This window comes from Streptomyces sp. NBC_01515 (assembly GCF_045040345.1).
Classification (GTDB): domain Bacteria; phylum Actinomycetota; class Actinomycetes; order Streptomycetales; family Streptomycetaceae; genus Streptomyces.
In genome coordinates this window covers 2,507,425-2,520,318 of sequence record NZ_CP109416.1, presented here as the reverse complement: position 1 = coordinate 2,520,318, position 12,894 = coordinate 2,507,425, and the positions used below count along the sequence as shown (strand labels likewise).

The following is a 12,894-nucleotide window of genomic DNA, read 5'->3' as shown; positions in this document are numbered from 1 at the left end:
TCCTCAACTCCCCCCACCTGCCGAAGACTTACGACGAGAGTCCGCCATGTACGAGCTGTCCCGGGTCCGCCTCTACTCCATCGGGCCCGCCGGTGCGCGCTACGCCGACACCGTGCTTGACCTGCGAGGCGTGGGCAAGCCCGTGCCCGACCCCGCGCCCACCCAGGCGGAGTTCTTCGCGGACGAGCCCGTCGGCCCGCCTCTGCGCCCCGCGCCCGCCGGCGTGCTCTTCCTGGAGAACGGCGGCGGCAAGTCCGTCCTGCTCAAGCTGATCTTCTCCGTGATGCTGCCGGGACATCGCAACACCCTTGGCGGCGCCAGCTCCGGTGTGCTGCGCAAGTTCCTCCTCGCCGACGACTGCGGCCATGTCGCCCTGGAGTGGCAGCACACGCTGACCGGCGAGTGCGTGGTGGTCGGCAAGGTCAGCGAGTGGCGGGGGCGTCAAGTCTCCAACGACCCGCGGAAGTTCGCCGAGGCCTGGTACTCGTTCCGGCCCGGGCCGGGGCTCAGCCTGGACAACCTCCCCGTCGCCGAGGCCACTTCCGTACGGCCGCCCGTCGAGGGCGCGTCCGGCGCGCAGGGCCGACGCCGCACCATGAAGGGCTTCCGGGACGCCATCACCGAGGCGGGCAAGGCGTATCCGCACCTCGAAGTGCACTGGGAGGAGATCCACGACCGCTGGATCGAGCACCTCGGCGACCTCGGCCTAGACCCCGAACTCTTCCGCTACCAGCGGGAGATGAACGCCGACGAGGGCGAGGCCGCCGGTCTCTTCGCGGTCAAGAAGGACTCCGACTTCACCGACCTGCTGCTCCGCGCGGTCACCGACACCCGGGACACCGACGGCCTCGCCGACCTGGTCGGCGGCTTCGGCAACAAGCTGGGGCGGCGGGCGGAGTTGATCGCCGAACGGGACTTCACGGCGGGTTCCGTGGATCTGCTCGGCCGGATCGTCGAGGCGGCCGAGGCACGGGCACGCGCGCGTGACATCCACGCCGGCGCCGAGCGCCGTACCCGCACCCTGGCCCGACGGCTGTCCGCGCGGGGCGCCCAGGAGCGGGTGCGGGCCGCCGACCTCGCCCAGCGGGTCACCGCCGCCGCGTACGCCGTCACGCACGCCGAGGGGGCGCGGGAGCGCAGCGCGCTGATCGCCGCCGAACTCGCCTACCGGCACGCCTCGTTGGCGCTCGCCACCATGGAGAAGTCCGCCGCCGCGCAGAAGCGCGAACTGGCCGACGCCCGCACCCTGCACGCCGCCTGGCAAGCTGCCGAGGCGGTCCTACGGCACCGCGCCGCCGCCGACCGCTCCGCGCGCGTGGCCGTCGCGATCCGCGAGGCCGAACGGGACGCCGCACCGGCGCTCGCCGCCCGCGCCAAGGCCGCCGTCGATCTCGTACGGGCCCTGCACTCGGCCGCCGAGAGCGCCGAGAACCTCGCCAACGAGGGCGAGGAACGCTCCGCCGCGCTCCAGGAGGTCGGCGAGACCTCGCACCGGGACGCGACCTCCGCCGCCACCGAGGCGCAGCGCGCCCGCAGCGAGGTCGGGCATCTGCGCCAGCGCCTGTCCGAGGTCGAGCAGGAGACCGCCGAGGCGGTGCGCGCGGGCTGGCTCGACAACAGCGCCCCCGACGCCGACCCGGCCCGCGCGGCCCTCGCCGCGAGCGACGCCGAGAAGACCGCCGTGGCCTCCTGGGACACCGCACGCGAGGCATCGCGCCGCGCCTCCGAGCACGCTCGCGAAGCGGCTTCCGCCGAGTCCCGCGCGGAGTTGACGGCGGCCCGCGCGTCCGACGCGGCCACCGCCGCCGAGCGGACCTACGACGCGGAGCGGCGCCTCGCCGAGGGACTGGCGGGGGAGGAGCGGCTCGCGGAGCTGCTCAGCCTGCCCGGTGCCGGTGGTGCCGCAGGCGGTGGTGGTGTGCCGGTGCCGCGTGGTGCGGGCGGTGAGCGCACTGGTGACGGGGCGGCGACGGGACAGGGCGACGCCGGGGACGTAGGCGTCGCGGGCGCGCGCTCGGGTGCTGCCGGTGACGGTGCCGAGTCGGGCGCGCGGACCGGTGTCTCGGCCGACACCGTCTCGGCCAACGGCCTTGCCGGAAGCGGCCGTTCCGCCGCCAACGCCTCCTCGGTCGCCCGCCTCGGAACCGCCAAGCCCGCCCGCCCCCTCGCCGAAGGCCCCCTCACCCCCGAGGAACTCGACCGCTTCGCCGACGAGTTGCGCGAGCTGCTCGACGACGGGGTCTCCTCCGCCGAGCGGCACCTCTTCGACCTGCGCACCGCCGCCGCCGACGACTCCCGGATCCTCGGGGCGCTCGGTGACGGCGGCCTGCTGCCGCCCGGCCCGGACGTGCTGGCCACCGTGGAGTACCTCGGTGAGCACGGCATCCCCGCGCTGCCCGGCTGGCGTTACCTCGCCCAGGCCGTCGACCCCACCGACCACGCGCGCGTGCTCGCCGCCCGGCCCGAGCTGGTCGACGGCGTGATCATCACCGACCCGGACACGCACGCGCGTGCCCGCGAGGCCCTCAACGACGCGGCCCTGCTGCCCCGGTCCGCCGTAGCGGTCGGTACGGCCGCCGCCTTGCTCGCCCCGACTCCGGCGCCCGACGCGCAGACCAGCGACGTCTTCCTCGTACCGCCGAACCCGGCCATGCACGACGAGCACGCCGCCGACGAGGAGCGGCAGGCGCTGCGCGCGCGGGCGGGGCAGCGGGACGAGGAGATCCGTACGCTCGCCGCGCGGCTCGGCAAGGACCGGGAGCTGGCGGCGCGGCTCGTGTCCTGGCGCACCGGCTGTCCGAGCGGGCGGCTGGTCGAGCTGGCGCAGGCCGCGAGGGACACGCGCGCGTTCGCCGAGGAGGCCGAGGCCGAACTCGCCGAGGCGAGGACCGTACGGGCCGAGGCCGACGAGACCGCAGCCGAGGCCGCGCAGGTGCGCGACGAGCGGCAGGAGGCCGCGCAGAAGGCCCGGCGCGCCGCCGACGCCCTCGCCGGACTCGCCTTCCGGCTGCGGGAACGCGCCGGCTGGCAGGTCAAACTGCGTGAACTCGCCGACGAGGCGGCCGAGTCGGAGGGCCGCGCCCAGTCCTGCCTGGAGCGCGCCCGCGCCGCCGACGAGGACCGCCGCGCCGCCCAGCGCGCCGCGGACGACGCCCGCCGCACGGCCCGTGCGCTGCGCGCCGAGCGCTCCGAGATCGCGGGCGCCCCCGACGACGTACCGGAAGACGACCCGGACGTCCCCAGGCCTGCGCTGGCCGCCCTCCGCGAGGCCTACCGGGCCGCTTCGCAGCTCTACGAGAAGGTCGGCGTCGGCGCCGATCTGCGGGCCGAGCAGGCGCGGGCGGAGAGCGACGAGAGCGCGGCGATCGCCGAGTTGGACCGGCTCAGCAACAAGGTCCGCACGCGCGCGGCGCAGCTTTTGGAGTCACCCGACGGCTCCGACGGGCCGTCCCGGCAGGCCGCCGCGGCGCGTGCCGAGGAGCTGGTGCAGTTGCTGGAGACCCGGGTGTCGACCGCGAGCGAGCAACTCGGGCGGCTGCGCGGCGAGGCCGAGCGGCACGCGCCCGAGGACGGCGAGGCACACACCGAGCTGGCCGAGGAACTCGTCCCGCGCGACGCCGAGCACGCCCAGGCCCTGCTGCGCACGGCGACGGCCGAACTCGGCTCCCGCACCGACGCGTTGGGCCAGGCCCGCGAGGCGCACGCCGAACTCCTCGACGCCCACCGCGCGGCCGAGGACGGGGCCGGCGGTTTCGACGAGACCGCCGCGATGCTCCGGGACCTGATGCGCGAGCACTCCTCGGACGAGGAGCGGGAGGAGCCCGAGCCGTACCCCGGCAGCGTGGAGGAGGCCCGGCACTCCGCCTCCGAGGCCCGCCGCTCGCTGCGCGGCTGCGCCGCCGACCTGTCCGCCGCCGAGGGCGCCGTACGCGAGGCGAGCGATGTGCTCGTGCGGCACGCCAACTCCACGCGCTACGAGCAGGTACGGACCCCCGCGCGGCAGCAGATCCGTGAGCTGCCCGCGTCCGCGCTGCCGGAGCACGCGCAGAAGTGGGCCGACGCCTTCGCTCCCCGACTCCGGGTCCTCACCGACGAGTTGGCTCAGCTGGAGCGCAACCGCGACTCGATCGTGGACCGGCTCCGCGGGCTCGTCGAGTCGGCGCTGGCGACCCTGCGGTCCGCGCAGCGGCTGTCCCGGCTGCCCGAGGGACTCGGCGAGTGGTCCGGGCAGGAGTTCCTGCGGATCCGCTTCGAGGAGCCCGACCAGGCCACACTCGCCGAGCGGCTCGGTGTGGTCGTCGACGAGGCGACCCGGGCCGCCGTGAAGAAGAACTCCGACATGCGACGCGACGGAATGTCCCTGCTGCTGCGGGGAGTCGGCGCCGCCCTTGAACCCAAGGGCGTCGCCGTCGAGATCCTCAAGCCGGACGCCGTCCTGCGCGCCGAGCGCGTGCCGGTCGGGCAGATGGGCGACGTCTTCTCCGGTGGTCAGCTGCTCACCGCGGCCATCGCCCTGTACTGCACGATGGCCGCGCTGCGCTCGAACGACCGGGGCCGCGACAAGCACCGGCACGCCGGCACGCTCTTCCTCGACAACCCCATCGGGCGGGCCAACGCGACCTACCTGCTGGAGCTGCAGCGCGCCGTGTCCGACGCGCTCGGTGTCCAACTCCTTTACACCACCGGCCTGTTCGACACGACGGCGCTGGCCGAGTTCCCGCTGGTGATCCGGCTGCGCAACGACGCCGACCTGAGGGCGGGCCTCAAGTACATCAGCGTGGAGGAGCACCTCCGGCCGGGCCTGCCGCAGCAGGCGCCCGCCGGAGAAGGCGAGTCGGTGCACAGCGAGATCACCGCGACCCGGATGTTCAAGCGTCCGGCGCCGACCGCTCCGTAGGAGAACTGCCCGTGGACGAACCGTCCGTAGACAACCCGTCCGTTGGTGAGCCTCAGGAGTGTGACAGCTGCCCGGCGCCGCTCTTGCGGGCTATCCGCTCCTGGGCACGCTCGCTGGACCGTGCCTGACGCTGGGCCCGACGCCGCTCGCGGCGGAGGGCCCTCGCCGTGCTGCTGGGCTCGGAGACCACGCCGTTGCGCTGGTTCCACGTCTGGCGGGTCACCCAGACGTCGAGGGCGCCCCAGGTGGCCACCACCGTGCTGACCACACTGCTGATCACCATCGGGAACGCCAGCCAGGACCCGGCCAGCGTGCACAGGAAGGCCACCGTCGCCTGCATCAGCGTCACGGCGATGATGATCACCGCCCGCACGGCCGCCGTACGCACCGGATCGGGCAGCCGACGCCGACGCGCGGGCTCCTCGATCCACAACGGCCGGTAGTACTCCTGCTGTTGCGCTGCCGGGCGAGCCGAACGTGGCTCGTCCGCCGTGGGCTCGCCCGAGTCCCTCCGGGCCTCGCCGCCGCCCCTCGTCGTACCACCGTCTGCCGGAATATCGCGATCCGGTGCCTCGCGGCGCCGCTGCGCCGTCGACCGCGCCGCCACGCCGTCCTCAAGCGCCTCTTGCCGCTCCGCCGTGCCCATCAACGTGTCCTCCCCACCGCCGGTACACCACTCGCCCCGGAGTCCGAAGACTCCGACTCCCCAGTGGGTGCCCGGCTTGCGCTGTTTTACGCCGCACGGTTGCGGATGCGGCTCGTGTGGCCGGTTCCGCCCCCATGTCCCGTAGAGAAAGACGCGCAACATGCCACGAAGATTCCCAACGGACGAAAAATTCCGGCCAACTGACCAAGTGGACCGATCGGATGGGTGTGACGATCCCAGGGATATCGGGGCGGCAATCTCCCGCAATGACCCGACAACTCCCCATGTCCGGTCGCTGTTGCGGAGGTTCACCCTCCGGACAGCTCTTCGAGTTACCTCTGTGTCAGTAGTAGGCTCGCGCCGTTTGTTGACGTACATGTGTACCCCCGGCCGGCGGGGGTCCAGCTGGGGGAGGCCATGCGCTTTCGCGGGAAGTCCATCCGCCGGAAGATCGTGGCGCTCCTTCTCGTGCCGCTGGTGTCCCTGACCGCGATCTGGGCGTTCGCCACGGTCCTCACCGGCCGGGCCGCCGGGGACCTGTTCAACGTGTCGTCGGTCGTCGAGAAGATCGGCTATCCCACCGAGGACACCGTCCGCGTCATCCAGCAGGAACGCCGGCAGTCGCTCGTCTATCTCGCCGACCCGCGCGCAGCCGACGGGCTCACCGATCTCAGACGCAGCCGCGCCGCGACCGACGAGGCCGTCGCCAAGATCCGCAAGAACTCCGAGAACCCGGACGTGCGCGACGCGATGGGGCAGGCCACCGACAGCCGTGTCGCCGCGGTCCTCGACGCGTTCGACGGGCTCCAGTCCCTGCGGCGCAGCGTCGAGGACGGCACCGTCAACCGTGCGCAGGCCCTCGGGCTCTACAACCACCTGGTCGACCCCTGCTACGTGCTCCTGTCCAACCTCCACGTCGTCGACAACGTCGAGATGGACAAGCAGTACCGCGCCCTCGTGAACCTCGCCCGCGCGCGGGAGTTCCTCTCCCGTGAGGACGCCCTGCTCGGCTCCTCCCTGGTCGTCGGCGAGCTCACCCGGGACGAGACCCGCGACGTCTCCGACCTGGTCGCCCAGCGCACCCTGCTGTACGACGTCAACCTGCCGCTGCTGCCCTCCTCGGAGCGCGGCCACTTCGAACGCTTCTGGAAGAACGCGGCCAGCGCCCCGGTGCGCGTGGCCGAACAGGCCGCCGCCTCGACCACGTCCGGCACGCCCCGCAACGTCACCGCGCAGACCTGGAACACCGCGGCCGGCGCGGCGCTGGCCAAGCTCGGCACCCTCGACGACCAGGCCAACGACCGCTACCAGGACCGCGTCCGCCCGGTCGCGATGCGGGTCATCCTCAAGGCGGCCGTCGCCGGTGTCCTGGGGCTGATCGCCCTCCTGTTCTCGCTGTTCCTGTCGGTGCGCATCGGCCGCGGTCTCATCCGCGACCTGCGCCAACTGCGCCTGGACGCCCACGAGGCCTCCGGCGTCCGGCTGCCCAGCGTGATGCGCCGCCTGTCCGTCGGCGAAGTGGTCGACGTGGAGACCGAGGTCCCGCGCCTGGAGTACGACAGGAACGAGATCGGCGACGTCGGCCAGGCCCTGAACACCCTCCAGCGCGCGGCGGTCGAAGCCGCCGTCAAGCAGGCCGAACTGCGGTCCGGTGTCTCCGACGTGTTCGTCAACCTCGCCCGGCGCAGCCAGGTCCTGCTGCACAAGCAGCTCACCCTGCTCGACACCATGGAGCGCAGGACCGAGGACACCGACGAACTCGCCGACCTGTTCCGCCTCGACCACCTGACGACCCGTATGCGCCGGCACGCCGAGGGCCTGGTGATCCTCTCCGGGGCCGCCCCGTCCCGGCAGTGGCGCAAGCCGGTCCAGCTCATGGACATCGTCCGCGCGGCCGTCGCCGAGGTCGAGGACTACGAGCGCATCGAGGTCCGCCGACTGCCGCGCATAGCCGTCACCGGCCCCGCCGTCGCGGACCTCACCCACCTCGTGGCCGAACTCCTGGAGAACGCCACGGTGTTCTCCCCGCCGCACACCGCCGTCCAGGTCCTGGGGGAGCGGGTCGCCAACGGCTTCACCCTGGAGATCAACGACCGCGGCCTCGGTATGGCGGCCGAGGCACTCCTGGACGCCAACCTCCGGCTCGCCGAGACACCGGAGTTCGAACTCTCCGACACCGACCGCCTCGGCCTGTTCGTGGTCAGTCGGCTCGCCCAGCGACAGAACGTCCGCGTCTCGCTCCAGCCTTCCCCTTACGGGGGTACGACCGCAGTCGTGTTCATCCCCGACGCCCTGCTGAGCGACGAGGTCCCCGACACCAACGGCATCGGCTTCCGCCTCGACCGGCCCCGGCCGACGAAGGAGGCCGAGCTGGAGGAGAGCCGCCGCTCCGCGCTCTCCCAGCCCGTGAAGCTGCCCGGCCTGCCGCCCGCCCTCCTGGACGGACCGGTCGAACTGGAAGCCCCGGTGGACCTGGACGCCCTCGAAGGCTTCCCGAACACGCTCGACGACGAGGACGGCGAGCGCGGCGGAATCTTCCGCCCCCGCCGCGCCTCCACCCACCGGGACGACCTCGCCCCCGTCCGCCCCGTGGACGCGCATCAGCAGGTCTCCGAGGCCGACACGGACGGCCACCGCGGTGAGCCGCTTCCGCTGCCCCGGCGCCGTACGCCCAAGCTGGTCAGCTCCCATGGACGCCCGGTCGTCGAGCAGCGCTCCCGACGCGAAACGGGGGACTCCGGAGAGGCCGATTTCGACGGCCTCTCGACGGCCCAGAGCCTGGGCGGACCGGAAACGGACGGCCCCGCACCGCTCCCGGCCCGGCGTCGCGGTGAGACGCCGCTACGGCGCCGTACCGACGTGCCCGGCGGTCGCGCCGACTCCGGACAGCCTCCCGCTTCCCCGGGACGCGGCCCCGTCGAGCCGCCCGAGACGCCCGAGACGCCCGCCCTCCCCAGGCGCAGCCGGCGTGCCGAGCTCGCGGCCGGGGCTCCGGACTCCGACACCCCGCCGAGCACCGGAGCGTTGCCCAGACGCGTACGTCAGGCCAATCTGGCCCCGCAGCTGAAACAGGACCCCGATCGGCGCGCCGCGAGCCCGGCGGAGGTCGCCGAACGCGACGCCGACGAGGTGCGCAGCCGTATGGCCTCGCTCCAGCGCGGCTGGCAGCGCGGCCGCGAGGAGAACGCCGAGGGCGACGACGCCCGAGGCGGCACAGCACAAGGAACTAAGGGGGACGGTCGATGACCGCACCGAAGGCGACCGGCCACAGCACCGACCAGCGCGGGCTGAACTGGCTCCTCGACGACCTCGTCGAGCGCGTCGCCAGCATCCGCAAGGCCATCGTGCTCTCCGGCGACGGCCTGGCCACCGGCGTGTCCCAGGACCTGACCCGCGAGGACAGCGAACACCTGGCCGCCGTGGCCTCCGGCTTCCACAGCCTCGCCAAGGGCGTCGGCCGTCACTTCGAGGCGGGCAGCGTGCGGCAGACGGTCGTCGAACTCGACGAGGCCTTCCTGTTCGTGACGGCCGCGGGCGACGGCAGCTGCCTCGCCGTCCTCGCGGACGCCGACTCGGACGTCGGGCAGGTCGCCTACGAGATGACACTGCTCGTGAAGCGGGTCGGTGTGCATCTGGGGGCCGCTCCGCGCACCGACGTGTCCTCCGGCGGGTAGTGAAGTGACATGAGCGGAGACGGTCAGGGAAGAAGCCACTGGTTCGACGACGAGGCCGGACCGGTCGTCAGGCCGTACGCGATGACGCGCGGCCGCACCACCAGTGCGGCCCAGCACCGCCTCGACCTCATCGCGGTGGTGATCGCGGAGTCCCACGAGGACGACTCGGAAGCGGACCACACGCTGTCCCCGGAGCACGTGGACATCGTCGGTCTCTGCCGCGACGCCCCGCAGTCGGTCGCCGAACTCGCCGCCGAACTCGACCTGCCCATCGGGGTGATACGGGTCCTCATCGGCGACCTCGTGGACGGCGAACTCGTCCATGTGTCACGTCCCGTACCCCCTGCCGAACTGGTGGACGAGAGTATTCTGCGTGACGTCATCTCCGGCCTCCGGGCCCTGTGAGCGGCGCGAGCCACCGCCCCCTACCCCATCAAGCAGGAGAAAAGACCGATGATCTTCGGGCGTACTGAGCGAGGCAAGCCTCCGGTCGAGCCCGTCACGCTCAAGATCCTGGTGGCCGGCGGCTTCGGCGTGGGCAAGACCACCCTCGTCGGCGCGGTCAGCGAGATCAGGCCGCTGCGCACGGAGGAACTGCTCACCGAGGCAGGGCGTCCGGTCGACGACACCAGCGGGGTGGAGGGCAAGCACACCACCACCGTGGCCATGGACTTCGGGCGCATCACCCTGCGCGAGGACCTGGTGCTGTACCTGTTCGGTACGCCGGGCCAGGAGCGGTTCTGGTTCATGTGGGACGAGCTCTCCGAGGGCTCCCTGGGCGCCGTCGTGCTCGCCGACACCCGCCGCCTGGAGGACTGCTTCGCCGGCCTCGACTACTTCGAGCGGCGCTCCATACCCTTCGTCGTCGGCGTCAACTGCTTTGAAGGCGCCGACCGTTACCCCGTGGACGCCGTACGCCAGGCCCTCGACCTCGACGAGGACGTACCGCTCATGCTCTGCGACGCGCGCGACCGCGCGTCGGTCAAGGAGGTCCTCATCGAGGTCGTCCAGCACGCGATGGCCTACGGCGCGAAGCGCCGCCAGAGCGTCACCAGCTGAGGCACCGGCGCGGCCCGTACCCCCGCCGACCGGGGTACGGGCCACAGCTAGTGCGATGCGACGGCACGCGCGTGCGTGCCTGATGGAACAACGGCCACGCGCGTGTGCCTAGTTGTCGCCGTCCTCCTCCCAGCCGAAGCTCTTCTCCACCGCCTTGCGCCAGTTGTGGTACTCGCGGTCCCGCACCGACGACTCCATGGAGGGCGTCCACTCGACGTCCTTCTGCCAGTGCGACTTGAGTTCATCCAGGTCGTTCCAGACACCGGTGGCGAGTCCGGCCGCGTAGGCGGCGCCCAGGCAGGTCGTCTCGGAGACCTTGGGCCGGATGACCGGCACCCCGAGGACGTCCGCCTGGTGCTGCATCAGGAGGTTGTTCTTGGTCATGCCGCCGTCCACCTTCAGGGTGGTGATCTGCACCCCGGAGTCCTGGAACATGGCGTCCACGACCTCGCGCGTCTGCCAGCTCGTCGCCTCCAGCACCGCGCGCGCGAGGTGCGCCTTCGTGACGTACCCGGTGAGCCCGGTGACGACCCCGCGCGCGTCGGACCGCCAGTAGGGGGCGAACAGGCCGGAGAACGCGGGCACGATGTACGCGCCGCCGTTGTCGTCCACGCTCGCGGCGAGGGTCTCGATCTCGTCGGCGTTGCGGATGATGCCGAGTTGGTCGCGGAACCACTGAACGAGCGCGCCCGTTATGGCTATTGATCCCTCCAGGCAGTAGACCGGCGCCTCACTGCCGATCTTGTAGCCCATCGTCGTGAGGAGCCCGTTCTTCGAAGGCACCGGCCGGTTGCCGGTGTTGAGCAGCAGGAAGCTGCCCGTGCCGTAGGTGTTCTTCGCGGTGCCCACGTCGTAGCAGGCCTGCCCGAACACGGCGGCCTGCTGGTCGCCCAGGGCCGACGCGACGGGCACGCCCGCGAGTTGGCCGACCGCCGTGCCGTAGACCTCGGCGGAGGACTTGATCTCGGGGAGGATCGCCTCGGGGACGTTCATCGCGGAGAGGATGGACGGGTCCCACTGGAGGGTCTCCAGGTTCATCAGCATGGTGCGCCCGGCGTTGGTCACGTCGGTGACGTGCTTGCCGCCGTCGGTGCCGCCGGTGAGGTTCCAGATCAGCCAGGAGTCGATCGTGCCGAAGGCGATCTCGCCGCGTTCGGCGCGGTCCCTGAGGCCGGGCACGTTGTCGAGCAGCCAGGCCGCCTTGGGGCCGGAGAAGTAGCTGGCGAGCGGCAGCCCGGTCTGCCCACGGAAGCGGTCCGGCCCGTCCGAGCCGCCCAGTTGCTTGCACAGGGCCGCGGTGCGGGTGTCCTGCCACACGATCGCGTTGTGTACGGGTTTGCCGGTGGCGCGGTCCCAAAGGACCGTCGTCTCCCGCTGGTTGGTGATGCCGAGCGCGCTGAGCTGGTCGGCGCGCAGTCCCGCCTTGGCGAGCGCCCCGGCGACCACCGCCTGCACCTTGGACCAGATCTCGGTGGCGTCGTGCTCCACCCAGCCCGGCTTGGGGAAGATCTGGCGGTGCTCACGCTGGTCGACGGCGACGATCGCGCCGTCCTGGTTGAAGACGATGCAGCGGCTGGAGGTGGTGCCCTGGTCGATTGCGGCGACGAACCTGTCCGTCATGACGACCCCTTTGTCGTGTCCCTCGGATCCTCCGAAGGACTGCTCCCGTCCTTCGGAGGGCTGCTTTCGGAAGACTGATCGAACACTGCTGTCAGAAGGCTGCGTTGAAGATGACTCCGGCGAGCGCCCCGCCGATCAGCGGTCCCACCACCGGGATCCACGCGTAACTCCAGTCCGAGGTGCCCTTGTTCGGGATCGGGAGCAGCGCGTGGACGATGCGCGGGCCCAGGTCGCGGGCCGGGTTGATGGCGTACCCGGTGGGACCGCCGAGCGACAGACCGATGCCGACCACCAGGAAGGAGACGACCAGCACCGCCGTGCCGGACGTACCGAGTCCCTTGGTGAGGCCGAAGGCCAGGATCGGCAGGACCAGCGCGATCGTCGCGATGATCTCCGTCATCAGGTTCGCCACGACATTGCGGATCGTGGGCGTGGTGGAGAAGATCCCGAGCGTGGGCTGCGCCATCTCCTCCTCGGCGTTGGCCTGGAACTGCGCGTAGTAGACCAGCCAGCACAGCACCGCGCCGAGCATGGCGCCGACCATCTGCCCCGCGATGTAGAGCGGGACCTTGTCCCACTTCCCGGTGTCGATGGCGATGCCGATCGTGACGGCCGGATTGAGCTGCCCGCCGGACAGCGGCGCTGCGGTGTACGCCCCGGCCATGACGCCGAAGCCCCAGCCGAACGCGATGACGATCCAGCCGCCGTCCTTGGCCTTCGAGTAGTTGAGTACGACGGCGGCGACCACGCCGGCGCCGAAGAGGATCAGTATCGCGGTGCCGATGACCTCACCGAGGAATATGTCTCCATTGCTCATGGCGGCTCCTAGGCCCTCGCCCGGGACGGTCGGCCCCGGTCCTCCGTGCAGGGTGCGGTTCCCTTGGCGACTTCAGCCGAAGGCGGGGAGGGTCCCGAGCCCCGCCCGGCGTCCGTGACGAGCGTGCCGTCGCGGCCGAATCGCCCGTGGGAGTGGGCCTGAGCGCAGGCGGAGCCCGCGC

Annotated in this window: 8 protein-coding genes; 5 read left to right on the top strand and 3 right to left on the bottom strand. The window is 72.1% G+C overall.

The window, feature by feature from the left end:
• The first annotated feature begins 46 nt into the window (after positions 1 to 46).
• Complete coding sequence (locus OG407_RS11010; protein ID WP_405857308.1) at positions 47 to 4,897, top strand: hypothetical protein; 4,851 nt, start codon at positions 47 to 49, stop codon at positions 4,895 to 4,897.
• A 52-nt stretch (positions 4,898 to 4,949) separates the two neighbouring features.
• Here OG407_RS11010 and OG407_RS11005 read toward each other — a convergent pair whose 3' ends face one another.
• Complete coding sequence (locus OG407_RS11005; protein ID WP_405857306.1) at positions 4,950 to 5,543, bottom strand: hypothetical protein; 594 nt, start codon at positions 5,541 to 5,543, stop codon at positions 4,950 to 4,952.
• A 417-nt stretch (positions 5,544 to 5,960) separates the two neighbouring features.
• Here OG407_RS11005 and OG407_RS11000 point away from each other — a divergent pair, with 417 nt between their 5' ends.
• The 4 genes from OG407_RS11000 to OG407_RS10985 are packed head-to-tail and all read left to right on the top strand — an operon-like array spanning position 5,961 to position 10,276.
• Entirely contained in the window at positions 5,961 to 8,789 is a 2,829-nt protein-coding gene (locus OG407_RS11000) for a nitrate- and nitrite sensing domain-containing protein (RefSeq protein WP_405857304.1), read from the top strand.
• On the top strand, positions 8,786 to 9,217 hold the full coding sequence (locus OG407_RS10995; protein ID WP_033282376.1) for a roadblock/LC7 domain-containing protein: 432 nt from the start codon (positions 8,786 to 8,788) through the stop codon (positions 9,215 to 9,217). Before OG407_RS11000 ends, OG407_RS10995 begins: the two co-directional genes overlap by 4 nt.
• A 9-nt stretch (positions 9,218 to 9,226) precedes the next feature.
• Positions 9,227 to 9,622, top strand: coding sequence for a DUF742 domain-containing protein (locus OG407_RS10990; RefSeq protein ID WP_327405522.1), 396 nt, complete (start codon positions 9,227 to 9,229; stop codon positions 9,620 to 9,622).
• 48 nt (positions 9,623 to 9,670) lie between these two features.
• Positions 9,671 to 10,276 carry a GTP-binding protein gene (locus OG407_RS10985; protein WP_403598271.1) on the top strand — a complete coding sequence of 202 codons (606 nt, stop codon included), beginning with the start codon at positions 9,671 to 9,673 and terminating at the stop codon, positions 10,274 to 10,276.
• Between the two features lie 108 nt (positions 10,277 to 10,384).
• Here the strand turns inward: OG407_RS10985 and glpK are convergent, their stop codons facing one another.
• Both glpK and OG407_RS10975 read right to left on the bottom strand, forming a co-directional pair.
• Complete coding sequence (gene glpK / locus OG407_RS10980) at positions 10,385 to 11,896, bottom strand: glycerol kinase GlpK (protein WP_405857302.1); 1,512 nt, start codon at positions 11,894 to 11,896, stop codon at positions 10,385 to 10,387.
• Positions 11,897 to 11,987: 91 nt separating this feature from the next.
• Complete coding sequence (locus OG407_RS10975; protein ID WP_403598277.1) at positions 11,988 to 12,713, bottom strand: MIP/aquaporin family protein; 726 nt, start codon at positions 12,711 to 12,713, stop codon at positions 11,988 to 11,990.
• Between the last annotated feature and the right edge of the window lie 181 nt (positions 12,714 to 12,894).

Coding starts and splice junctions, on each gene's coding strand:
- OG407_RS11000 (WP_405857304.1), top strand. CDS start 5,961: ATGCGCTTTCGCGGGAAGTCCATCCGCCGGAAGATCGTGGCGCTCCTT.
- OG407_RS11005 (WP_405857306.1), bottom strand. CDS start 5,543: ATGGGCACGGCGGAGCGGCAAGAGGCGCTTGAGGACGGCGTGGCGGCG.
- OG407_RS10985 (WP_403598271.1), top strand. CDS start 9,671: ATGATCTTCGGGCGTACTGAGCGAGGCAAGCCTCCGGTCGAGCCCGTC.
- OG407_RS10990 (WP_327405522.1), top strand. CDS start 9,227: ATGAGCGGAGACGGTCAGGGAAGAAGCCACTGGTTCGACGACGAGGCC.
- OG407_RS10975 (WP_403598277.1), bottom strand. CDS start 12,713: ATGAGCAATGGAGACATATTCCTCGGTGAGGTCATCGGCACCGCGATA.
- OG407_RS11010 (WP_405857308.1), top strand. CDS start 47: ATGTACGAGCTGTCCCGGGTCCGCCTCTACTCCATCGGGCCCGCCGGT.
- glpK (WP_405857302.1), bottom strand. CDS start 11,896: ATGACGGACAGGTTCGTCGCCGCAATCGACCAGGGCACCACCTCCAGC.
- OG407_RS10995 (WP_033282376.1), top strand. CDS start 8,786: ATGACCGCACCGAAGGCGACCGGCCACAGCACCGACCAGCGCGGGCTG.